The 22594-nt window shown below is 61.8% G+C and carries 22 protein-coding genes; 10 read left to right on the forward strand and 12 right to left on the reverse strand.

Annotated features, from left to right (window positions below):
• Window positions 1-163: 163 nt before the first annotated feature.
• From C6W91_RS12435 to C6W91_RS12455, 5 genes are all read left to right on the forward strand, one after another.
• On the forward strand, window positions 164-1039 hold the full coding sequence (locus C6W91_RS12435; RefSeq protein WP_274837800.1) for a TIGR01459 family HAD-type hydrolase: 876 nt from the start codon (window positions 164-166) through the stop codon (window positions 1037-1039).
• A gap of 115 nt (window positions 1040-1154) precedes the next feature.
• On the forward strand, window positions 1155-1598 hold the full coding sequence (locus tag C6W91_RS12440) for a MaoC family dehydratase (protein WP_065272884.1): 444 nt from the start codon (window positions 1155-1157) through the stop codon (window positions 1596-1598).
• 75 nt (window positions 1599-1673) lie between these two features.
• On the forward strand, window positions 1674-2606 hold the full coding sequence (locus C6W91_RS12445; RefSeq protein ID WP_347509782.1) for a bifunctional riboflavin kinase/FAD synthetase: 933 nt from the start codon (window positions 1674-1676) through the stop codon (window positions 2604-2606).
• Complete coding sequence (locus tag C6W91_RS12450; RefSeq protein WP_065272882.1) at window positions 2603-3076, forward strand: YcgN family cysteine cluster protein; 474 nt, start codon at window positions 2603-2605, stop codon at window positions 3074-3076. The genes C6W91_RS12445 and C6W91_RS12450 overlap by 4 nt, the downstream gene beginning before the upstream one ends.
• Window positions 3076-4107, forward strand: a complete 1032-nt coding sequence (locus tag C6W91_RS12455) for a low specificity L-threonine aldolase (protein WP_274837802.1) — start codon at window positions 3076-3078, stop codon at window positions 4105-4107. The genes C6W91_RS12450 and C6W91_RS12455 overlap by 1 nt, the downstream gene beginning before the upstream one ends.
• Window positions 4108-4120: 13 nt before the next feature.
• On the opposite strand, the gene C6W91_RS12460 is transcribed toward C6W91_RS12455, so the two are convergent.
• Window positions 4121-4972 carry a LysR family transcriptional regulator gene (locus tag C6W91_RS12460; RefSeq protein WP_274837803.1) on the reverse strand — a complete coding sequence of 284 codons (852 nt, stop codon included), beginning with the start codon at window positions 4970-4972 and terminating at the stop codon, window positions 4121-4123.
• A gap of 98 nt (window positions 4973-5070) precedes the next feature.
• On the opposite strand from C6W91_RS12460, the gene C6W91_RS12465 reads away from it, so the two are divergent.
• Window positions 5071-5496, forward strand: coding sequence for a hypothetical protein (locus tag C6W91_RS12465; protein ID WP_274837804.1), 426 nt, complete (start codon window positions 5071-5073; stop codon window positions 5494-5496).
• A 16-nt stretch (window positions 5497-5512) separates the two neighbouring features.
• On the opposite strand, the gene C6W91_RS12470 is transcribed toward C6W91_RS12465, so the two are convergent.
• Entirely contained in the window at window positions 5513-6358 is an 846-nt protein-coding gene (locus C6W91_RS12470) for an alpha/beta fold hydrolase (RefSeq protein WP_274837805.1), read from the reverse strand.
• A gap of 7 nt (window positions 6359-6365) precedes the next feature.
• Window positions 6366-6959, reverse strand: coding sequence for a 2-hydroxychromene-2-carboxylate isomerase (locus tag C6W91_RS12475; RefSeq protein ID WP_370570892.1), 594 nt, complete (start codon window positions 6957-6959; stop codon window positions 6366-6368).
• Between the two features lie 107 nt (window positions 6960-7066).
• Here C6W91_RS12475 and C6W91_RS12480 point away from each other — a divergent pair, with 107 nt between their 5' ends.
• Complete coding sequence (locus C6W91_RS12480) at window positions 7067-8086, forward strand: ribose-phosphate pyrophosphokinase (RefSeq protein WP_065272876.1); 1020 nt, start codon at window positions 7067-7069, stop codon at window positions 8084-8086.
• Window positions 8087-8210: 124 nt separating this feature from the next.
• On the opposite strand, the gene C6W91_RS12485 is transcribed toward C6W91_RS12480, so the two are convergent.
• The 7 genes from C6W91_RS12485 to C6W91_RS12515 all read right to left on the reverse strand — a co-directional run bounded on the left by C6W91_RS12485 (window position 8211) and on the right by C6W91_RS12515 (window position 14717).
• Window positions 8211-8561 carry an H-type lectin domain-containing protein gene (locus tag C6W91_RS12485; RefSeq protein WP_065272875.1) on the reverse strand — a complete coding sequence of 117 codons (351 nt, stop codon included), beginning with the start codon at window positions 8559-8561 and terminating at the stop codon, window positions 8211-8213.
• Between the two features lie 136 nt (window positions 8562-8697).
• Complete coding sequence (locus tag C6W91_RS12490; RefSeq protein WP_065272874.1) at window positions 8698-9111, reverse strand: F0F1 ATP synthase subunit epsilon; 414 nt, start codon at window positions 9109-9111, stop codon at window positions 8698-8700.
• An 11-nt stretch (window positions 9112-9122) separates the two neighbouring features.
• Window positions 9123-10547, reverse strand: coding sequence for a F0F1 ATP synthase subunit beta (atpD, locus tag C6W91_RS12495; RefSeq protein ID WP_065272873.1), 1425 nt, complete (start codon window positions 10545-10547; stop codon window positions 9123-9125).
• A 21-nt stretch (window positions 10548-10568) separates the two neighbouring features.
• A complete protein-coding gene (locus C6W91_RS12500) occupies window positions 10569-11444 on the reverse strand; it encodes a F0F1 ATP synthase subunit gamma (protein ID WP_065272872.1) in 876 nt (291 codons plus the stop codon).
• A 12-nt stretch (window positions 11445-11456) separates the two neighbouring features.
• Window positions 11457-12998, reverse strand: coding sequence for a F0F1 ATP synthase subunit alpha (gene atpA / locus C6W91_RS12505; RefSeq protein WP_065272871.1), 1542 nt, complete (start codon window positions 12996-12998; stop codon window positions 11457-11459).
• On the reverse strand, window positions 12999-13559 hold the full coding sequence (locus C6W91_RS12510) for a F0F1 ATP synthase subunit delta (RefSeq protein WP_065273759.1): 561 nt from the start codon (window positions 13557-13559) through the stop codon (window positions 12999-13001).
• A gap of 411 nt (window positions 13560-13970) precedes the next feature.
• Window positions 13971-14717, reverse strand: coding sequence for a methyltransferase domain-containing protein (locus tag C6W91_RS12515; RefSeq protein ID WP_065272870.1), 747 nt, complete (start codon window positions 14715-14717; stop codon window positions 13971-13973).
• Window positions 14718-14772: 55 nt separating this feature from the next.
• On the opposite strand from C6W91_RS12515, the gene gloB reads away from it, so the two are divergent.
• From gloB to C6W91_RS12530, 3 genes are all read left to right on the forward strand, one after another.
• A complete protein-coding gene (gloB, locus tag C6W91_RS12520; RefSeq protein WP_274835078.1) occupies window positions 14773-15546 on the forward strand; it encodes a hydroxyacylglutathione hydrolase in 774 nt (257 codons plus the stop codon).
• Window positions 15547-15726: 180 nt separating this feature from the next.
• Window positions 15727-18051: an ATP-dependent Clp protease ATP-binding subunit ClpA gene (gene clpA / locus C6W91_RS12525; RefSeq protein ID WP_065272868.1), complete on the forward strand. Its 2325-nt coding sequence runs from the start codon at window positions 15727-15729 to the stop codon at window positions 18049-18051.
• A complete protein-coding gene (locus C6W91_RS12530; RefSeq protein ID WP_370570894.1) occupies window positions 18051-19022 on the forward strand; it encodes a M23 family metallopeptidase in 972 nt (323 codons plus the stop codon). Before clpA ends, C6W91_RS12530 begins: the two co-directional genes overlap by 1 nt.
• A 21-nt stretch (window positions 19023-19043) precedes the next feature.
• On the opposite strand, the gene C6W91_RS12535 is transcribed toward C6W91_RS12530, so the two are convergent.
• Both C6W91_RS12535 and C6W91_RS12540 read right to left on the reverse strand, forming a co-directional pair.
• Window positions 19044-21398 carry a peptidoglycan -binding protein gene (locus C6W91_RS12535; protein WP_370570896.1) on the reverse strand — a complete coding sequence of 785 codons (2355 nt, stop codon included), beginning with the start codon at window positions 21396-21398 and terminating at the stop codon, window positions 19044-19046.
• 3 nt (window positions 21399-21401) lie between these two features.
• Entirely contained in the window at window positions 21402-22589 is a 1188-nt protein-coding gene (locus tag C6W91_RS12540) for a biopolymer transporter ExbB (protein WP_065272865.1), read from the reverse strand.
• Window positions 22590-22594 lie beyond the last annotated feature (5 nt).

A 22594-nucleotide genomic window follows, 5' to 3' on the forward strand; every position in this document is an offset into this window, starting at 1 on the left:
ACATCTTGCTCCGCCTAGGCGAAGACTCGCCACCAGGTCCTGTCTTGCGCCGAAACCCGCCGCATCGGGCACGGGGAATTCAAGCTGGCGCGGGGATGGGAACTCGGGCATATCTGGCGCCGTATTGCCGCGCCCGCAGTTTCACAGAGGAAAGGACCCGATCATGACCCGCATCATCGAAACGCTTGCCGAGGTTTCCGATCCCTACCGGGCGCTGTTCGTGGACCTTTGGGGCTGTGTGCACAACGGCATCACCGCCTACCCCGAGGCCGTTTCCGCCCTTCAGGCCTACCGCCAGCGTGGCGGCATCGTTGTACTGCTCACCAACTCTCCGAAACCGCGGGCCGGTGTGGCTGAGCAGCTGGCGCAATTCGGCGTGCCGCAGGATGCCTATGACACCATCGCAACCTCCGGCGACTCCGCGCGGGCCGCGATGTTCACCGGGGCCGTGGGGGATAAGGTCTATTTCATGGGGGAATGGCAGCGTGACGCGGGGTTCTTTGAACCTCTGCATATGATCGACGCACCTGTCGAAATCACGCGCGTCCCGCTGCAAGAGGCAACCGGCATCGTCTGCTGTGGCCCCTTTGATCCGATGGCAGATCCCGACGTGAACCGGGCTGATTTTCTCTATGCCAAGCAGAAGGGCATGAAACTCCTCTGCGCCAACCCGGATATCGTGGTGGACCGGGGCGAGACTCGTGAATGGTGCGCCGGGGCGCTGGCGCGGCTTTACACGGAAATGGGAGGGGAAAGCCTGTACTTCGGCAAACCGCATCCGCCGATCTATGATCTGGCCCGCCGCCGTCTGGCAGAGCTGGGACAGGACATTGCCGATGGCGATATTCTGGCTATCGGCGACGGCCCACACACCGATGTTTCGGGTGCCATGGGGGAAGGAATTGATTCCCTCTTCATCTCGGGCGGGCTTGCGGCATCGGAAACCAAAACGTCGCACCAACCGGAACCAGAGGCGCTAACCGCATACCTGACCAAGGAAAACAGCGCGCCGACCTTTACCATCGGTCGCCTGCGGTAGATCAGAAAAGCCTTGATTTTCTGCAACTGCAAAGTAATAAAGTTGCAGAACAGGGCGCCCATGCGTCCAAAAATTTCAAAGGCATCTACCCGAGCCAGTCAACCCGGAGGGGCGCATGTTGGATAACCTGCCACGCGGAACCATCTGCATCGAAGACATTGAAATGGGCATGGTCCGCTACCTGCGGAAGGTGGTGACGGATGAGGACATCCAGAAATTCGCCGATGTCTCGACTGACCATAACCCGGTCCATATGGATGACGATTATGCCCGAGACACCATCTTTGAAGGCCGTATTGCCCATGGAATGCTGACCGCCGGTCTGATTTCCGCCGTCATCGGGGAGCAGCTGCCCGGCCATGGCACCATCTACATGAGCCAATCACTCAAATTCCTCGCCCCTGTGCGGCCCGGCGACATGGTGCTGGCCGAGGTCGAAGTGACCGACATCCAGATCGACAAACGCCGGGTCAAACTCGATTGCCGCTGCATGGTCGATGGCAAGAAGGTTCTGGTCGGCGAAGCCATGGTGATGGCGCCCTCGCGCAAGTTCGACTGACCAGGCACGGCCCAGTCCGCAACGGCAGCACATCGCGCGCTTGCAAGCCCCGCCACAGGGCGCTAGGCAGGCGCCATGCGCATCATCCGTGACTATCAGTTTGTAGAAGAGCGGGATCGCGGCGCCTCTGCCGCGATCGGTAATTTCGACGGCGTTCACCGCGGTCACCGCTCGGTCATCGATCTGGCCCGCAAGGCGGCGCCGGAGGCCCCTCTGGGCGTGGTCACATTTGAACCGCATCCGCGCGAATTCTTTGCCCCCGCCGCGCCGCCCTTTCGCCTGATGTCCGCCGCCGCGCGCGCATCGCGGCTGGAAAAACTCGGCGTGGACAAGCTCTATCAGCTGAATTTCAACGCCGCCCTGTCCGGGCTGACCCCGGAAGATTTTGCAAGCAAGGTACTGGCCGAAGGTCTGGGTCTGAAACACGTGGTGGTGGGCGCCGATTTCTGTTTCGGCAAGGGGCGCGCCGGCACCGCCGAGGATCTGATCCGCTTTGGGCAGGATCTGGGCTTTGGCGTCACCATCGCGCCGCTGATGGAGTACTCCGAACATACCGTCTCCTCGACCGCGATCCGCCAAGCGCTGAGCGATGGCCGCCCTCGCGACGCCGCGGCGATGCTGGGGCACTGGCACCGCATCGAAGGCACCGTGATCGGCGGCGAACAACGCGGCCGCGATCTGGGCTTCCCCACTGCAAACATGTCCATTGATGGGCTGCACCCACCCGCATTCGGCGTCTATGCGGTGCTGGTCGATGTGCTGGATGGCCCGCACAAGGGCAGCTACCACGGCGCCGCTTCGGTCGGGGTGCGCCCAATGTTCGATGGCGATCATCCCAATATCGAAACCTTCCTGTTCGACTTCACCGGTGATCTTTATGGAGCGACCCTGTCCGTGGGGCTGGTGGAGTACCTGCGCCCCGAAATGACCTTTGACGGGCTGGAGGGGCTGATCGCGCAGATGGACGCCGATTGCGCCAAGGCCCGCGACATACTGGCAAACGCATGAAACGATCTGGTATCGAACGCTCCGGCCTGACCCCGCGCTTTTGGGAGAAAAAGCCGCTCGAAAAGCTATCCCAGAAGGAGTGGGAGGCGCTGTGCGATGGTTGCGGCAAATGCTGTCTCAACAAGCTGGAAGACGAAGACACCGGTGAAGTCGCCCTCACCCGCGTGGCCTGCCGCCTGCTGGACGATCAGACCTGCCGCTGCGCCCATTACGAGAACCGCCACCAGTTCATTCCCGAATGTATCGTGCTGAAGCCGGACAATCTGGACACCCACGCCTATTGGATGCCGCAAACCTGCGCCTATCGCCTGTTGTGGGAGGGCAAACCGCTGCCCGCATGGCATCCGCTGGAAACCGGCAGCCCGCACAGCGTGCATGAGGCAGGCGTATCCGTACAGGGCATGACCGTTTCCGAATTCGACACACCCGAAGAAGACTGGGAAGACCATATCATCGAGGAGCCCATCTGATGTTTTTCGCCTCTGACAATTCCGGCCCTGTGCACCCCGAGGTTCTGGAGGCGTTGACAGAGGCAAACATGGGCTATGCCATGGGCTATGGCGCCGATGCTCAGATGGAGGCGGTGCGCCACCGCCTGCGCGATATCTTCGAAGCTCCCGAGGCAGCGATCTATCTGGTCGCCACCGGCACCGCTGCCAACTCCCTTGCGCTGGCAACGCTATCGCAGCCCTTTCAGACGATCTTTTGCAGCCCCGTGGCCCATATCCACGAGGATGAATGCAACGCCCCGGAATTCTATACCGGTGGCGCCAAGCTGACGCTGGTGCCGGGCGGCGACAAGATGAGTGCCGAGGCCCTGCGCCAGAGCATCGCGGGTGAGGAAGTGCGCGGCGTGCACGGACCGCAACGCGGCCCGGTCTCCATCACACAAGTCACCGAACGCGGATCTGTCTATACCACCGATGAACTCTCCGCCCTCTGCGCCGTGGCCAAGGACTATGACCTGCCGGTGCATCTGGATGGCGCGCGTTTCACCAACGCACTGGTGTCGCTGAAATGCTCGCCTGCGGACATGACCTGGAAAGCGGGGATCGATGTGGTGTCCTTTGGCGGCACAAAGAACGGGCTGATGGGCGTCGAAGCCGTGATCTTCTTTGATCCCAAACACGCCTGGGAATTCGAATTGCGCCGCAAACGCGGGGCACATTTGTTTTCAAAACACCGCTATCTGTCGGCGCAGATGCTGGCCTATCTGCGCGATGACCTGTGGCTGTCCAGCGCGCAGGCTGCCAATGATTCCTGCGCTTTCCTGGCCGACGGGTTGCAGGCCGCAGGTGCCACGCTGGAGATGCCGCAGGCCAATATGGTCTTTGCCGCCCTGCCCCGCGCCACTCACCAGCGGTTGCTGGATGCAGGCGCGGTCTATCACCTGTGGGATGGCCCGCTGGATGGTCCTGGGGATGAAATGGTCACCGCACGTTTCGTCTGCGACTGGTCGATCAGTCGGGACGAGATTACCGCCTTTCTGAACCTTCTGTAATCTGACCTGCGCCTCAGGCGCCCTGCCCTGTCAGCGCCGAGGCCAGCCGATCTGCCGCCCCAGCGGCAAAGCTGGTCCGTCTATGAGCAATCCCCATCCGGCGGCGCACATCCTTGGCGTCGCGCAGCGGGCGCACCACGATCCGCTGCGAAGCACGGCCATGGGACATCGGCACCAGCGCCACACCCAGCCCGGCCGCGACCAGATCCAGCAGTTGGGCATCGTGCATGGCCTTGGCCGCAACAGGCAGAGCCTTTTCCGGGCCAGGATCCTGCAGAACCCCGCCGAACAGATCTGCCGAGGGGCAATAGGGACGCGCAATCATGGACACCTCAGCCAGATCCGCGAGGCTCAGTTCGGCCTCCCGGCTCAGCGCGTGCCCGACAGGCAGGGCTACGCCATAGCCTTCTTCCCACAAAGATCGGAACGGCATGCCCTGCGGCGCGCAGTCTTCGGCGCAAAGCACCACATCGGCAAGTGCCGCATCGTCAGTGAACTGCAGCACCGCGCCCTCCGCATCCCGGGTGATTGCCCGTAGCCCCTGTTCGAAGGGCGAAGTCAGCACATCCGCAAAGCAATAGAGACGCAGCACGGGCCGCACCCGCCGGGCCAGCCGATCCTCCATCTGGTTGAGGCTGTTCAACACCACCCCTGCCATCTGGTACAGCTCACGTCCCAGATCCGTCGGCACCAGCCCCGCAGCACCCCTGTGAAACAACGGCCCCCCGTAATGCGCCTCCAGCCGGGCAATGGCGGCAGAGACCGACGGCTGGCGCACCTCGTTCAGCCGCGCCGCCGCGCTGAAGGTTCCGGTTTCATAAGCGGAGCGAAAATACCTGAGTGGCGCAAGATCATTCATAGGCATCAGCTATACCATGGATAGTCGATCCAGCAATTACCTATAGGCCTACGGTCTGCCAGAAAGACCCCACTCTTTTCATCAGCAAGAAAGTGGAGCTTACCATGAACATCCAGACGGGCACCCCTACATCAAATGATCAATCTCAGGGCCCTGTGATTGATCAGGTCCTGCGCCTGTTCGAGGCTGCAGATCCTGCAATCCTCGGACTTCTGGCCGAGGACATTGATTTCCGTATCGATCACTACAAGGATGAGGCCGACACCAGCTGGCAGCAGGCAAATGGCGTGAGTGAGCTTGGCGGCCTGCTGGCCCGGCTCGGGACCGAGGTCTTCCCCAAGGGCACGCGTATTCTTGACCTCTCCACCACGCCGCTCGGCAATGGCTGGGCGATGACGCGTTTTGAGCAGGAGTTCTTCTACGGCGTGCGGGACGGTATGGTGCGCAGCCTCACCTATATCACCTCTCACGAGGAGGCCGGTAAGCTCGATTTCTTCAGAGAGACCGTCACCACAATCACCACATTGTGATAGAAGCCGGGAGGCCCTAGCGGCCTTCCGGCGCCGTTTCGCGGTCTGTATCGCTCCAAAAGGCACGAATCGCGGCTGCGGTTTCGGCAGGATGGGTGATCGACACCATATGCCCGGCGTCCGCGATCACCCCAGATCGGGCGTTGGACAGGCGGCGCAGCAGACCGTCGTTGACCACGCCGATGATAGGGTTGGTTTCACTGCCGCGCAGCAGCAGGACCGGCAGATCGAGCGCCTCAAGAACGCCCGGCGCCAGAACCCCCGGCCGGTCCTGATAGACCGCCGCGTCACAGGCCGGAACGATATGGATGGCCCGCGTCATCGCTGCGCGGGTGGACTCGGGCAGATCCGGCCAGCGCGGCGCGCCCGAGCTCCAGCTGCGGTTGAACAGCCGTGCCGCCAGCGCCTCGTCCCCGGCTTCAAAAGCGTCCAGGAAGGGCCTGTTCTCCTCCTGAACCCGGGTGCTCATCTCCGGATCATCCTCCAGCGCGACCCGGAACAGAACCGGCTCGATCAGGGTCAGGCTGCGCACCTGGTCCGGGCGGGCCAGCGCCATACGCAGCGCCACTGTGGCGCCAAAGGAATGACCAATCAGATCGATCGGCTGGCCCTTTGGCATCAGCGACAGACCTGCCGCCGTGTTGCGATCCTGATAGTCACCCTGCCGGTCCCAATCCGGGCTGCGACCATGGGACAGCATGTCAAAGGCCGTGATGGTCACGGCCCCTTCCAGTGCCTCGCACAGACCGCGCCAGGTCCCGGAATGCGCCAGCGAGCAGTGCACCGCCAGCATCTGGCGGGCCCCCTCCCCGAAACTGCGAGAGAATACCGGTTGTGGCAGGTCGTGCGGCAGATCTTTCATCCAGGGCTTACTCCGACAGGTGCCGGTCCAGATCATCCAGCCGGTCCTGGCCCCAGAACTTGGCGCCATCACCGGTGACATAGAAGGGTGCGCCGAAAACACCAGCGGAAACCGCGTCTTCAAGGTTCTGACCGTACGTCTCAGCGCCCGCCAGAAGGCCACTGTCTGCCAAAGAGGCATCAAACCCCGCCGCCGTCAGGCACTCGCGGATCACGGCATCCTCGGCGATGTCCTTTTCCTCGGCCCAGCAGGCGCGCAGAATGCTCTGCACCAGGGCGCCCAGATCACCGCCCCCTCCGTTCTGCGCTGCGATGATCGCATAGGAGGACGGCGCCGCATTGGTGGGCCAATGTGCGGGCTTCAGGTTGATCGGCAGGTCCAGCTTCTTGGCCTGACGCTCCATCTCGATCAGGCGGTATTCCTGGCGGGCCGGATGACGGTCCTTCGGAGCGGTGCCGCCGGTGCGCGGGAAAAGCGCCTGAATATCGAACGGTTTGTACGTAATTTGTGCATCATGCGCGGCGGCAAGCTGCTCGAGCCTGTTTCCCGCAAGATATGTGTAAGGGGACAGGGTCGAGAAGTAGAAATCAATTGTTGCCATGTCGCTTTTCTCCGGCTTTGAACTAGGCTGGAACCTAGGCGCATGCTAAGCGGGGTTCAATATCACGAATCTGACACATTGCCGTTGCTGCCCGGGGATATCAGCCAATGCCGACCATGAACGAACCCAAGCTTATCGCTGGGAACGCCAACCTCCCGCTCGCCAATTCCATTGCCCGCCGCATGAGCATGCACCGCGGCGTCGATCAGGGGCTGGTGGATGCCCGTGTCGAGCGGTTCAACGACGGAGAGATCTTCGTAGAAGTCTACGAGAACGTCCGTGGCGAGGATATGTTCATAATTCAGCCGACCTCGAACCCGGCCAATGACAACCTGATGGAGCTGCTGATCATCTCGGATGCGCTGCGCCGCTCTTCGGCCCGCCGCACCACCGCTGTGATCCCCTACTTCGGCTATGCCCGGCAGGACCGCCGCACCAAGGCCCGCACGCCGATCTCGGCCAAACTGGTGGCCAACATGCTGACCGGCGCCGGGATCGAGCGGATCCTGACCATGGACCTGCACGCGGCGCAGATCCAGGGCTTCTTCGATATTCCCGTGGACAACCTCTACGCCTCGCCGATCTTTGCGCTGGATGTGAAGCACCAGTTCAAGGACAACATGGCCGATCTGATGGTCGTTTCGCCCGACGTAGGCGGTGTGGCCCGCGCCCGCGAGCTTGCGAAACGCATCAACGCCCCCCTGTCGATCGTCGACAAACGCCGTGAAAAGCCCGGTGAAGTGGCCGAGATGACCGTAATCGGGGATGTGACAGACAAGATCTGCCTGATCGTCGACGACATGTGCGACACCGCCGGAACGCTGTGCAAGGCGGCGCAGGTGCTGCTCGACAATGGTGCGCGCGAGGTACATGCCTATATCACCCACGGCGTGATGAGCGGCCCGGCAGTGGAACGCGTCACCAACTCGGTGATGAAATCTCTGGTTCTGACAGACACCATCCAGCCGACCGAAGCGGTTTCGGCCGCGCCTAACATCCGTATCCTGCCGACAGCGCCCCTGTTCACGCAGGCGATCCTCAACATCTGGCACGGCACCTCGGTCTCCTCCCTGTTCGAGGACAAGACCCTGATCCCGATCTACGAGTCGCTTTACAGCCACGTCTGACAGCCTGCGCGCCCCGCTGGGTGCAGCGACCGGAAGTCCGAAACAACACCGGCCCCGCGCGAGATCTTCGCCGGGGCCGTTTGATTACCGGGATGTGCTCCGCAGAGCTGCGCTCAGAGGCCGGTCAGTCTACCACCCAGTCATCCTCGAACGGCATATCGCCAATGGCCATCCAAGCTGCCCGTACCCGCGCCACGCGGCTGTCGGCCCAGGTGCGAAACACCACATCAAACCCGGTGGCGGTTATATTCTCGGCTACCAGTTCGGCCCGCACGGCAGCCGAGGTATCCATGTCCCACATCGACATCGACACTTGCACCGCGGGCGGGCGGGCAAAGGCTTCGGAAAACCGCACGGTCTTGCGCCGCTCCCGGGCGCCCTCCCCTGTCCACATGCTGCCGCCGCTGTCGAACTCGGAAAACACCACAAGATCGCCCTGATCAATCCCGGTGCGCGGGTTTCGCAGTCTTTTCATGAATTTCCAATCCTCCGCTCGCGGGCAGCCTGACGCACCCACAACCCTGAAGCGTCATAAAACCATCTGAGCGCACAAAAGAAAACCGGCCCCATAAGGGCCGGTTTACAAAGTCTTTCTCGCTTGGCGCGGAACCTTAGAGGCTCATGTGGGTGCCAAGGGCCTCCATGTCCGCCAGAAGTTTCGCGGCTTCCTCGACGATGTCGTGGGGCTGCTCTTCTTCCTTAGCGGTCTTGTAGGTCTCACGTGCGTCCTCGATCAGCTCATCCAGGTGCGCACGGGTCATTTCATCCATCGGGATTGCCTTTTCGGCCAGAACCGAGAGCGCCTCGGAACCGATTTCGGCAAACCCACCGGTGACCACATACTCCGAAGTGCCTTGGGGGCTTTCGACCCGCAGGACACCCGGGCGCAGCGTAGTGATGGTCGGCGCATGCATCGGCATAGCCGTCATGTCGCCTTCCGCGCCGGGGATCTGAACCGCGCTCACCTGAAGCGAAGCAAGGCTCCGCTCCGGGCTCACGAGGTCGAATTGCATGGTATCAGCCATCAGGGCCCTCCTTAGGCCGCCTCAGCAGCCATTTTCTCGGCTTTTGCCTTCACCTCTTCGATGCCGCCAACCATGTAGAAGGCGCCTTCGGGCAGGTGGTCGTATTCGCCGGCCACAACTGCCTTGAACGAGGCAATGGTGTCTTCCAGCGGAACCTGCACACCATCAGAACCGGTGAACACTTTCGCAACGTCGAACGGCTGGGACAGGAAGCGCTGGATCTTACGGGCACGGGCCACGGTCAGCTTATCTTCCTCGGACAGTTCGTCCATACCAAGGATCGCGATAATGTCCTGCAGCGACTTGTAGCGCTGGAGGATCTGCTGAACGTCGGAAGCCACTGCGTAGTGCTCTTCGCCAACGATCTGCGGGTCCATCAGGCGCGACGAGGAGTCGAGCGGGTCCACAGCCGGGTAGATGCCCAGCTCGGAGATGGCACGGTTAAGAACCGTGGTCGCATCGAGGTGAGCAAAGGTGGTTGCCGGTGCGGGGTCGGTAAGGTCGTCCGCGGGAACGTACACAGCCTGGATCGAGGTGATCGAGCCGTTCTTGGTGGAGGTAATACGCTCCTGCATCGCACCCATGTCGGTCGCCAGCGTCGGCTGGTAGCCCACAGCGGAGGGGATACGGCCAAGCAGAGCCGAAACCTCGGAACCGGCTTGGGTAAAGCGGAAGATGTTGTCCACGAAGAACAGAACGTCGGTACCGGACTGGTCACGGAACTGTTCCGCCAGGGTCAGACCGGTCAGAGCAACACGCGCACGGGCTCCCGGAGGTTCGTTCATCTGACCGTAAACCAGCGCAACCTGCGATTCCGACAGGTTGTCGGGCTTAATCACGTTGGATTCGATCATCTCGTGGTAAAGGTCGTTACCTTCACGGGTCCGCTCACCAACACCGGCGAACACGGAGAAGCCCGAGTGCACTTTTGCGATGTTGTTGATCAGTTCCATGATGAGAACGGTCTTGCCCACGCCGGCACCGCCGAAGAGGCCGATCTTACCACCCTTGGAGTAAGGCGCCAGAAGGTCGATGACCTTGATGCCTGTCACCAGGATTTCCGACTCGGTCGACTGTTCGTTGAACTCAGGCGCCGCCGCGTGGATCGGACGGGTTTCTTCGGCTGTCACCGGGCCCTTTTCGTCAACGGGCTCGCCGACGACGTTCAGAATACGGCCCAGGGTCGCGTTACCAACGGGGATCGAGATCGGCGCGCCGGTGTCGGTGACTTCCTGACCGCGAACCAGACCTTCGGTTGCGTCCATTGCGATTGTACGGACGGTGTTTTCGCCCAGGTGCTGCGCAACTTCCAGAACCAGATTCTTACCGTTGTTGTCGGTGTTGAGGGCGTTCAGGATCGCGGGCAGGTCATCGTCGAACTGGACGTCGACAACGGCGCCGATGATCTGAACCACCTTGCCTTTTGCATTTGCCATTTGTTGGTCTCCGGTTGTCTCTTAGAGCGCCTCGGCGCCCGAAATAATTTCAATCAGCTCGTTGGTGATCACGGCCTGGCGGGAACGGTTAAACTCGATGGTCAGCTGGTCGATCATATCGCCCGCGTTGCGTGTCGCATTGTCCATCGCGCTCATCCGGGCACCCTGTTCGGATGCGCCATTTTCCAGCAGCGCCGAAAAGATCTGGGTGGATACGCCACGGGGCAGCAAGTCGGCGAGAATCGCCTCTTCGCTGGGTTCGTAGTCATATACCGCCGAGGCTTCTTCGGCTTCGCCGCCCTCGTAAGAGGCCGGAATGATCTGCTGTGCCGTCGGCACCTGTGTCACGACGTTGACGAACTCCGAGTAGAAGATCGTCGCGACGTCGAATTCACCAGCGTCAAAGCGGGTCAGGATGTCCTTTGCGATGCCCTGCGCATCGGCATAGCCAAGACGCTTGACTTCGCTCAGGTCAACGTGACCGACAAAATCGGCTTCAAAGTCACGACGCAGCGCGTCGCGGCCTTTTTTGCCAACGGTCAGGATCTTGACCGTCTTGCCTGCCGCTTTCAGCTCAGCTGCCTTTTGACGGGCCAGCTTGGCGATGTTGGCGTTGAAGCCACCACACAGTCCACGCTCGGCTGTCAAAACGACAAGCAGCTGTACCTGATCGCTTCCGGTGCCACGAAGCAGCTTGGGCGCTGCTTCGCTGTCGCCGACCGAGGCTGCCAGAGATGCCATAACGGCGTTGAACCGCTTGGCATAGGGACGGCTGTCTTCGGCAGCTTCCTGGGCGCGGCGAAGTTTCGCCGCAGCCACCATTTGCATGGCTTTTGTGATCTTACGAGTGCTTTTGACACTCGCGATCCTGTTTTTCAGGTCCTTGAGATTTGGCACTGCCTTATCTCCTTACGCGAAGTCGGCAGCGAATTCGTCGAGTACCGCCTTCATTTTTTCGACCGGCTCACCCTTTTTGAATTTGGGGTCTTCGTCGGTGATCCACTGCAGGAAGTCAGCCTTCTTGCCGCGCAGGAAGCTCAGCAGTTCGGCTTCGTACCGGCCAACGTCCTTGACGTCGACGTTGTCGAGGTAACCGTTGGTGCCAGCAAAGATGATGCAGACGATTTCCGAGTTGGTCAGCGGCGAGTACTGCGGCTGCTTCATCAGCTCGGTCAGGCGCGCACCACGGGCCAGCAGCTGCTGGGTTGCAGCGTCGAGGTCGGAACCGAACTGCGCAAAGGCCGCCATTTCGCGGTACTGAGCCAGCGACAGCTTAACCGGACCGGCAACCGAAGACATCGCGTCGGTCTGAGCCGAGGAGCCCACACGCGAAACCGACAGACCGGTGTTCACAGCAGGACGGATGCCCTGGTAGAACAGTTCGGTTTCCAGGAAGATCTGACCGTCGGTGATCGAGATCACGTTGGTCGGAATAAACGCGGACACGTCGCCGCCCTGGGTTTCGATGACGGGCAGAGCGGTCAGCGAACCGGAGCCGAAGTCTTCGTTCAGCTTCGCGGAACGTTCCAGCAGACGGGAGTGCAGGTAGAAAACGTCACCCGGGTAAGCTTCACGTCCCGGCGGACGACGCAGCAGCAGGGACATCTGACGATAAGCAACCGCTTGCTTGGACAGGTCATCATAGATGATCAGGCCGTGCTTACCGTTGTCGCGGAAGTATTCGGCCATCGCGGTTGCGGCATAGGGTGCCAGGAACTGCAGAGGAGCCGGGTCGGACGCGGTTGCGGCAACCACGATCGAGTATTCCATCGCGCCGCTTTCTTCCAGCTTCTTAACCAGCTGGGCAACGGTGGAACGCTTCTGACCGACAGCAACGTAGACGCAGTACAGTTTCTTGGACTCGTCGTCGCCTGCGGCGTCGTTGTAGACTTTCTGGTTCAGAACCGCGTCAAGAGCAACGGCGGTCTTACCGGTCTGACGGTCACCAATGATCAGCTCACGCTGGCCACGGCCGATCGGGATCATCGCGTCAACCGATTTCAGGCCGGTTGCCATCGGCTCGTGAACCGATTTACGCGGGATGATGCCCGGTGCCTTGGAGTCGGCAATGCCGCGCTCTTTGGCGTTGATGGGGCCCTTGCCGTCCAGCGGGTTGCCCAGACCGTCAACAACGCGGCCCAGCAGTTCGGGGCCAACGGGAACGTCCACGATCGAGTTGGTGCGCTTGACGGTGTCACCTTCTTTAATGTCGCGGTCCGAGCCGAAGATCACGATACCGACGTTGTCGGCTTCGAGGTTCAGCGCCATGCCCATGATGCCGCCCGGGAACTCGACCATTTCGCCGGCCTGGACGTTGTCGAGGCCGTACACACGGGCGATACCGTCACCGACGCTCAGCACGCGGCCGATTTCGGCCACCTCTGCTTCTTGACCAAAATTCTTGATTTGGTCTTTCAGGATCGCAGAAATCTCTGCTGCTTGGATACCCATTTATCCGACCTCTTTCATTGCATTCTGTAGGGAGTTGAGCTTGGAGCGGATCGAGCTATCGATCATCTTCGAACCCACTTTAACGACAAGACCGCCAATGATGCTCTCATCGACGGTTGCATTGATGGTAACCTTCTTGCCCACGCGCTCGGCCAGAGTCTTGGCCAGCTTTTCGCTTTGGGTCTTGGTCAGCGCCTTGGCCGAGGTGACCTCTGCGGTCACTTCGCCACGTGCTTCAGCCAGGCTGGCGCGCAGGGAGTCGATCAGAGCTGGCACCACGAACAGGCGGCGTTTCGCAGCCATCAGCGACAGGGTGTTGCGCAAGGTGGGGTCCAACCCCATCTTGGTGCTGACCGCATCGATTGCGGCGGCCTGCTCTTCGCGCGTCACCAGAGGCGAGCTGATCAGGTTTTGAAGGTCTTCGCTGTCAGCCAGGGCAGCTGCCAGGTCATTGATGCTGGTCTCAAGGCTGTCGAGCGCCTTGTTCTCGTCAGCGATCTCAAAGACCGCTGTGGCATAGCGCGCGGCGATGCCTGCAGAAATCGAAGCTGGTTCGGACACGTCCACCCTTCCGATATTATTTTGGCCCCGGTCTGCATACCTGCGTCAGGCAGCACCCGGGGGTGTGAGTCAGCCCACCAGCGTGGCAGGCCATCGAAATCAGCGTGGATGTAGCAGAGCGTTCCCAACCTATCAACTGCCTATAACGGTAACGGCAAAATGACCGAGTTAAGTGTTTTCAATGCCTTAGCGGAACTGCGGCCCTTTGCCCCCGCAACAGGCTACAAAAAATGAACAAGTTCTTCATCGAATTGCGATTCCTGAGGGTCAAAAAACGGCATTTGTTCCCCCTTCGTGCAGTTTTGCCGCAGAATGAGCACGCCACGCCCCCGGCAGGGCACCTGCGGGAATCACCGTTAGCATTGCGCCCTGTGCATGGCTGCGGCCATCGGCACGGGGGCATGGCGCGGGTCAGGCTGGTTCTGCAACCGGGTTCGACAGCCCTTCCAGCACCCGGATCGGGTTGCTGCGTTTGACGCGGGTCATCAGCCCCTTTTGCTGATGGGTCTGCTTGCTGACCTCGACCAGGATCACTCCTCCTGCCAGCACCGCCGGCAGGCGCCGCCCCATCTTTTCCAGCAGCGCGCCGGATTTCAGCCAGAACCGCCGGGAACTCGGCAGTCGGTAAAGCGCCGCCGTATGCTGCTCGATGGTGAACTGGTGCAGCCGCAGCTGGTTTTCCAGCTGTGTCAGCGTATAGGGGCGCCCATATCCAAAGGGCGTCTTGTCCGACCGCGCCCAGAACCCTGCCCTGTTTGGAACAATGAAAATCGCCCGCCCGCCGGGGCCAAGCGCGCGCCAGGCTTCCTCCAGCAGATCCGACGGGCGTTCAGAGGTCTCCAGCCCGTGCAGCATCACCAACCGGTCGACGCGCCCGGTTTCGATAGGCCAGCTGACCTCTTCGCACAGAACCGACACATTCGGCATGCCCGCCGGCCATTGCATCACCCCCTGCGGCCCCGGCATCATCGCCATCACCCGCCGCGCATCCGCCAGATAGGGACGCAGCAGCGGCGCGGCAAAGCCAAAGCCCACAACAGTCTGCCCCGTCGCATCGGGCCACATCTGCAACAGGCGCGCCCGGATTGCCGCCTGCGCGGCCCGGCCAAGGGTACTGCGGTAGTAGAAGTTCCTCAGATCCTGAACATCAAGATGCATTGCGGGCGCCTGCTGCTTGGGTCACTCTGGGGGCAGTCTAACAATGAAAAAGCGAATGACCATGCCCCTTGAGATCGTCACCGTTCCCTGCCTCTCTGACAACTACGCCTTCCTGCTGCATGACGCCGCATCGGGGCGCACCGCACTGGTTGACGCTCCGGATCCTGCCGCCATCACCGCCGCCCTTAAGAAGCGCGGATGGGGACTGGACGAGATCCTGCTGACCCATCACCACTGGGACCATATCGACGGAACCAAGGAGCTGTGCAGCACCTATGGCGCCTCGGTGACTGGCGCGGCCGCAGATGCGCACCGGCTGCCAGATCTGGATCGCGCTGTACAGGATGGTGAAAGCTTCGATTTGTTCGGTCACGAGGTTCAGGTGCTGGATGTTTCCGGCCACACCGTTGGCCACATCGCCTTTTACATCCCGGACAGCAACGCCGTCTTTACCGCTGACAGCCTGATGGCGCTTGGCTGTGGCCGCCTCTTCGAAGGCACGCCCGAGCAGATGTGGAACAGCCTGTCGCGGCTCGCCGCCCTGCCTCCCGAAACCGTGGTTTATTCCGGCCATGAATACACCCAGGCCAATGCCGCCTTTGCCATTACGATCGACCCGGACAACGACGCCCTCAAGACCCGCATCGCGCAGATCGACACCGCCCGCGCGGCGGGCGAGCCAACCGTGCCCTCTACGCTGCAACTGGAATTGGACACAAATCCCTTCCTGCGTGCCCATCTTTCCAGCGTTAAGGAATCGATGGCCATGCAGAACGCTGAAGACGTTGATGTCTTTACAGAAATCCGGCGCAGAAAGGACAATTTCTGACCTCTGGCGTGTATCATTTCCGGCTTAGCAACAAGAAATGTGACCGAAAAATAAAAGAAAGCGCTTGAAGCCGGCGGTCTATCAACCAAACTCTAATACTATGAGGCCATGGTTGAGAGTGGGGAAGGATGGTAAATACGCCGCCCCGCCCCCCTCAACCCAAGACAGAGGAGCACGCCCGTGCCTTCATTCTCGAGCACATTGGAACAAGCCATTCACGCAGCGCTGGCGCTGGCGAATGAGCGGCGACACGAATTCGCAACGCTGGAGCACCTGCTGCTGGCGCTGCTGGACGAACCCGACGCAGCCCGCGTAATGCGCGCCTGCAGCGTCGACCTCGGCGAATTGCGAACGGCCCTGGTGGAATTCGTGGATGAGGATCTGTCGAACCTGGTTACCGATATTGACGGCTCCGAAGCTGTGCCCACCGCGGCATTCCAGCGGGTGATCCAGCGGGCTGCGATCCATGTCCAAAGCTCGGGCCGCACCGAAGTCACCGGCGCCAACGTGCTGGTTGCGATCTTTGCCGAGCGCGAAAGCGATGCCGCCTATTTCCTTCAGGATCAGGACATGACCCGCTATGACGCGGTGAACTTCATCGCCCATGGTGTGGCCAAGGATCCTGCATTTGGCGAACCGCGCCCGGTTTCCGGCGCTCACGAGGCTGAAGAAGAACCACAGCCGCAGGCCGCCGAGGGCGAAAATAAGGAAAGTGCGCTGGCCAAGTATTGCGTCGATCTCAACGCGAAATCCCGCGAAGGCGACATCGATCCGCTGATCGGCCGCAGCCATGAAGTGGAGCGCTGCATTCAGGTGCTGTGCCGCCGCCGCAAGAACAACCCGCTGCTGGTTGGTGATCCCGGCGTTGGCAAGACCGCCATCGCCGAAGGTCTGGCGCGCAAGATCGTGCAGGGTGAGGTGCCGGAGGTTCTCTCCGAGACCACCATCTATTCGCTCGACATGGGCGCGCTGCTGGCCGGCACCCGTTATCGTGGTGATTTCGAGGAACGCCTGAAAGCGGTCGTGACCGAGCTGGAACAACACCCCGACGCGGTTCTCTTCATCGACGAGATCCACACGGTGATCGGCGCTGGCGCCACATCTGGCGGCGCCATGGATGCCTCTAACCTGCTGAAGCCTGCGCTTCAGGGCGGCAAACTGCGCACCATGGGCTCCACCACCTACAAGGAGTTCCGTCAGCACTTTGAAAAAGACCGCGCCCTGTCGCGCCGGTTCCAGAAGATCGACGTGAACGAACCCACGGTCGAAGACGCCATCGAAATCCTGAAGGGCCTGAAACCCTATTTCGAGGAACATCACAGCGTCAAATTCACCACCGATGCGATCAAATCGGCGGTGGAGCTGTCGGCGCGTTACATCAACGACCGCAAACTGCCGGACAAGGCCATCGACGTGATCGATGAGGCCGGCGCCGCGCAGCATCTGGTGCCCGAAGACAAGCGTCGCAAGACCATTGGCGTCAAAGAGGTTGAAGCCGTCGTCGCCAAGATCGCCCGCATTCCGCCCAAGAGCGTGTCCAAGGACGATGCAGAGGTGCTCAAGGATCTGGAGAAATCGCTCAAACGCGTTGTTTTCGGTCAGGACGATGCCATCGACGCGCTGTCCAGCGCCATCAAACTGGCGCGCGCAGGCCTGCGGGAGCCGGAAAAGCCCATCGGCAACTACCTCTTTGCGGGCCCCACCGGTGTCGGCAAGACCGAGGTCGCCAAACAGCTGGCCGATACGCTGGGTGTGGAACTGCTGCGCTTTGACATGTCGGAATACATGGAGAAACACGCGGTCTCCCGCCTGATCGGCGCGCCTCCGGGCTATGTCGGCTTTGATCAGGGCGGTCTTCTGACCGATGGCGTCGATCAGCATCCGCATTGCGTGCTGCTGCTGGACGAGATCGAAAAGGCGCACCCGGATGTCTTCAACATCCTGTTGCAGGTGATGGATAACGGTCAGCTCACCGATCACAACGGCCGCACCGTGAACTTCCGCAACGTGGTTCTGATCATGACCTCCAACGCCGGCGCCTCGGATATGGCGAAGGCCGCCATCGGCTTTGGTCGCGACCGCCGCGAGGGCGAAGACACCGCCGCCATCGAGCGGACCTTTACCCCGGAGTTCCGCAACCGTCTGGATGCGGTGATCTCCTTCGCGCCGCTGCCCAAAGAGGTCATTCTGCAGGTTGTCGAGAAATTCGTACTGCAGCTTGAGGCGCAGCTGATGGACCGCAACGTATCGATCGAACTGACCCGCAAGGCTGCCGAATGGCTGGCCGAGAAGGGCTATGACGACAAGATGGGTGCGCGTCCGCTGGGCCGGGTCATTCAGGAGTACATCAAGAAACCGCTGGCCGAGGAACTGCTGTTCGGCAAGCTGACCAAGGGCGGTCTCGTCAAGGTTGGCATCAAGGACGGCAAGATCGACCTGCGCCTTGAAGGCCCAGGCAAGCCCCGGATTTCCGGTAACAAGCCGCCGCTGCTGACCGCAGAATAATGTATCGCACGCTTTTCGCGCTGTTTTCATCGCTCGCCGCACCCGTTGCGGCGGGCGATTTCGCATTGGACTGGCCCATCGACTGCGTGCTGGGCGACAGCTGCCACATTCAGCAATACGTCGACCGGGATCCCGGCCCCGGGGCGCAGGATTTCACCTGCAACGGCCTGACTTATGACGGGCACAAGGGCACGGATATCGCCCTGCCCTACCTTTCGGACATGCAGACCGGCGTCACGGTGCGTGCCGCCGCAGACGGGATCGTTGCAGGGTTGCGCGATGGCATGCCGGATCAATACGCGACCAAGGCAAACGCTGCCGAGATCAAGGACCGAGAATGCGGCAACGGTCTGGTGCTGCGCCACGCGGGCGGCTGGGAAACCCAGTACTGCCACATGAAGAGTGGCTCCCTCCGCGTCGCCAAGGGCGACCGGGTGCCCGCTGGAACCGCCCTCGGCGAGGTTGGCCTCTCCGGCAAGACGCAATTCCCGCACCTGCATCTGTCGCTGCGCAAGGATGGCGCGGTTGTAGACCCCTTCCAGCCAGATAGCAGCGCCGCCTGCGGCACCGCATCCGGCGCCTCCCTGTGGGCGCAGCCAGTTGCTTATGAGGCTGGTGGCTTCCTCGGTGCCGGGTTCAGCACCGGTGTTCCAGCCTATGACGCGATCAAATCCGGTACCACTGCGGCGAAGGGAGAGATGCTGGCAAAGGATGCGCCTGCGATGGTGTTCTGGGCCTATGCCTTTGGTGGACGGGAGGGCGACACCCTTACCCTCACCATTGACGGGCCGGGCGGCAAAATGATCGATCAGAAGGCCACTCTGAAAAAGGATCAGGCGCAATTCTTCCGCGCTGCGGGCAAACGTCTGCGCCGGGCAGCCTGGCCTGCCGGGCTTTATACCGGGATTGCCCGGTTGATGCGCGACGGGGCAGAAGTGGACCGGATCATCCAGCCGATCCGGATCGACTGATCCGCGCCCTTTCGCCCCGCCCTAGCGTTCGGTGAACTTCAACTCGATCCGCCGGTTCTGGGCGCGGGCCTCTGGCGTGTCGGCAGTGTTGACGGGCTGATATTCGCCAAATCCATTCGCCGCCAGCCGCCCCGGCGGAATGCCAAGTGCATCAATCATGTAGCGCACCACCGACAGCGCCCGCCCCTGGCTAAGCTCCCAGTTATCCTTGAACTTCGGATGCCCCAGCAGGGTCGTGTTGTCAGTGTGGCCATCGACCCGGATGATCCAGTTGATCTCTGGCGGGATCGCAGCGGCCACGCTTTGCAGGATACGGGCAACCTTGGCGATTTCAGCCTTGCCCGCCTCCGACAGCTCGGCGCTTGCCGGAGCGAACAGCACTTCGGAGGCAAAGACGAAACGGTCACCCTCGATCCGCACACCGTCCTGGCTGCCCAGAACATCCCGCAGCCGCCCGAAGAACTCCGACCGGTAGCGCTCCAGATCCTGCGCCTTGTCGGCCAGAGCTGCCGCCTCAGCCTCCAGCCGCTTGCGCTCCTGCTCTTCCAGTATCCGGCGCTTGCGCTCTTCCGAGGCGGCGCGGGCCAGCGCGGCGTTCAGATCCTGACCAAGGTTCTGTAATTGCACCTGCTGCGCTGCATCGCGCGCCTGATAATCGTCCAGAATGGCCTGCAGGCTACCCAGCTGTTCACGCAGGGCTGCGATCTGCTGGTTCAGCAGTGCCGCCTCGCGCTGCGCCTTGGTCGATAGCTGTTTCTGATCGGCAAGTGCTGCGCGGGCCTGCGCCAGCAGCGCGGCGCGTTCCTCTGCAAGGTTGCGCTGCCCCTCGGCGCTGTTCTCCGCCTCCTTCTGGGCATTGAGCGCAGCAAGCAAGCGCTGTTGCAGCACATCCGTATCGCTGGCCGCCGCGCGGGCGTTTTCCAGTGCTTCCAGTGCAGTCAGCAGACGTTGCTCCACCGCAGCCCGGTCCTCTGCAGTGGAACTGGCAGCGCTGCGGGCAGCGGCAAGATCAGCGCGGGCCTGCTGCAACTGTGCCTCAAGCCCGGCCTGCAGGCTGGCAGCATCCGCCCGGACCTCGGCCAGCTGTTGTTCCAAGGCACGCCGCTCTGCGTCGGCCTTGTCTTCGGCCGCGCTCAGCGCCGCTTCCAGATCCACCCGGGCCTTGGCGTGGTTTGCCTGAAGCTGGGCAAGCTGGTCTTCATACTGTGATTGCGTCTCGACCGAGGCCGCTTGCTGCCGCGCAAGTTCCGCTTCCAACTCGTCACGGGTGCGGGCGGCATCTTGCCGGGCGGCCTGCAGATCTGCAGTCAGACTGGCGCGGGTGGCATCCGCATCGGCCCGGACCCGGTCGAGTTCCGCCTCAAGGGCACTGACCCGCGCCTCGGCCTCGGACTGGCTGACCTCCATCTGCGCCAGAACCCGGGTCAGCCGCTCGGCCAATTCGTCCCGTTCCCGCGATTGCGCGCGGGCGGCTTCCAGCGTGGCAAGCGCCTCTTCCAGCTGGCTGTCCAGCTGCGCCTTGGCAGCCTCGGCGGCGGCCAGAAGGGTTAGCGTATCCTCGGCCCGCTGGCGTTGCGCCTCCAGCGACAGGGTCATGGCGGTCAGTTCGGCGTCAGCGTCTTCCAGTTTCTTGCGCAGGGCCTCAGCCGCCGCAGCTTCGGCCAGACGGGCAGTTTCTTCTTCGCTCAGCTGGTCTTTCAGATCGGCCAGCTGAGCCTCTTGCGCCGTGCCTTCCGCCTGCAAATCAGCGATCATCGCCTCCAGCGCCTCGCGCCGGGCCGCAGCCAGCCTCGCCGCTTCGACACCGGCATCGATTTCATCACGAGCCTGCGCCAGCGCCAGGTTCAAGGCTTCCTGTTCGCTCAACAGCTCAGCCCTGTCCGCCTCCAGCTGTTCCCGCTCCGCGCTCAGATCCGCGATTTCCGCCGTTGCGGCCTCCTGATCGGCGATCAGGGCGGCTACCTGCGCCTCGAAGGCGGTAATGCGGCTACGCGCGGCCTCCAGATCGGCAACCCGCGCGTCCCGCTCAGAGGTGAGCGACGCAATCAGCGATTTCTGCTCGGCAATCTGTCCCTCGGCCTGCTGAAGTTCGTCCTGCGTCGTGCTCAGCGTCGCGGTGAGCGCGCCAAGCCGGGCGGTCAGAAGATTGTTCGAACGTTCCTCAAGCCCCAGCGCATTGGCCAGCGCCTGTACTTCGGACGAGAGTTCGTCCAGCTCGCTTTCCTGTCCGGTGATGGTCTCGCGCAGAACCGATTGCACCACCATGAAAATGGTCAGCACGAACATCAGCACCAGCAAAAGCCCGGTCATCGCATCGACGAAGCCCGGCCAGATCGAGGCCTGGAACCGTTGCCCAGTGCGCCGGGACAGGGCCATGGGTCAACCCTCGTCCTGAGAGGCGGCCTTGGCTGCGCGCTGGCCGCCCCGTGGCGGTGCAAAGGCCTTGACCATCAGGTCGATATCCTTGCGCAATTCGGCCAGGCTTTCCTGTCGACCGGCCGAAATTTCCTCAAGGATGCGCAGCATCTGCACGTCGATCGAGCGCAGCCGCATGCGGCTTTCGGCATCAAGGCCCACGTCGCCATGGGCGCGCATGATTTCGGTCAGGGTTTCCTGCCCGACAGCCACCCGCTCCAAGGCCGCGCTCAGCGTTTCATTCTGTTCCTGACGCTGGTTCATGTCGTTGATACTATCGACCAGCTGCGAGAGTTTTTCCTCGACCGCGACGCGGCCCTGTGCGGTTTCGGCGAACATGCCCTGCAGGGCATCCATCTGCTCGGCCATTGTATCCAGCACCTCGGAGACGATCCCGCTGTCCCCGGCCCCATCCTCGCCCGAAGAAAAGCTGACACGGGTAAAGGAGGACAGCCACTCTTCCAGCTCGCGATAGAACCGGTTCTGGCCGTGCCCGGCAAAAAGCTCCAAAAGGCCGACGATGAGCGACCCGGCAAGCCCCAGAAGGGAAGAGGCAAAAGCAACACCCATGCCGCCCAGCTGCGCCTCAAGCCCGGTCATCAGCCGGTTAAAGATGGTCAGGCTTTCTTCGCCCTCCTGCGGGGCAAGGCTGCGAATGGTATCTACAACCGCCGGAACCGTAGTCGCCAGACCATAGAACGTACCCAAAAGACCAAGAAAAATCAGAAGGTTGACGATATAGCGGGTAATCTCCCGGTCTTCATCGATCCGCGTTGCCACGGAATCCAGGATCGAGCGGGTCGAGGAAGAGCCAAGCTGCATCCGCGCCCCCCGCGACCGCAGGAGCGAGGCCAGCGGCGCCAGCATCGACGGCGGTCGGTCTTCGCCGCGGCTGCCGCCGCCGGCAAAGCTTTCGATCCAGCGCACCGAGCCGATCAGCTGCACGACCTGCCAGAAACAGGCCAGCACCCCGATCACGAAGACGAAAAGAATAAACCCGTTGAGCCAGGGGTTGGCCTGAAACACCGGCAGCACACGTGGCAGCGCAACAAAGGCGCCAAACCCGGCAAGCCCCAATGCAATCAGCATCAGAATGACCTGTCGGACCGGTTGGGAAAACTGGGGCCTGATCTTACCGTCTGGCTGCGCCATATTAA

It is taken from the genome of Phaeobacter sp. SYSU ZJ3003 (assembly GCF_041300735.1).
Lineage (GTDB): Bacteria > Pseudomonadota > Alphaproteobacteria > Rhodobacterales > Rhodobacteraceae > Phycobacter > Phycobacter gallaeciensis_A.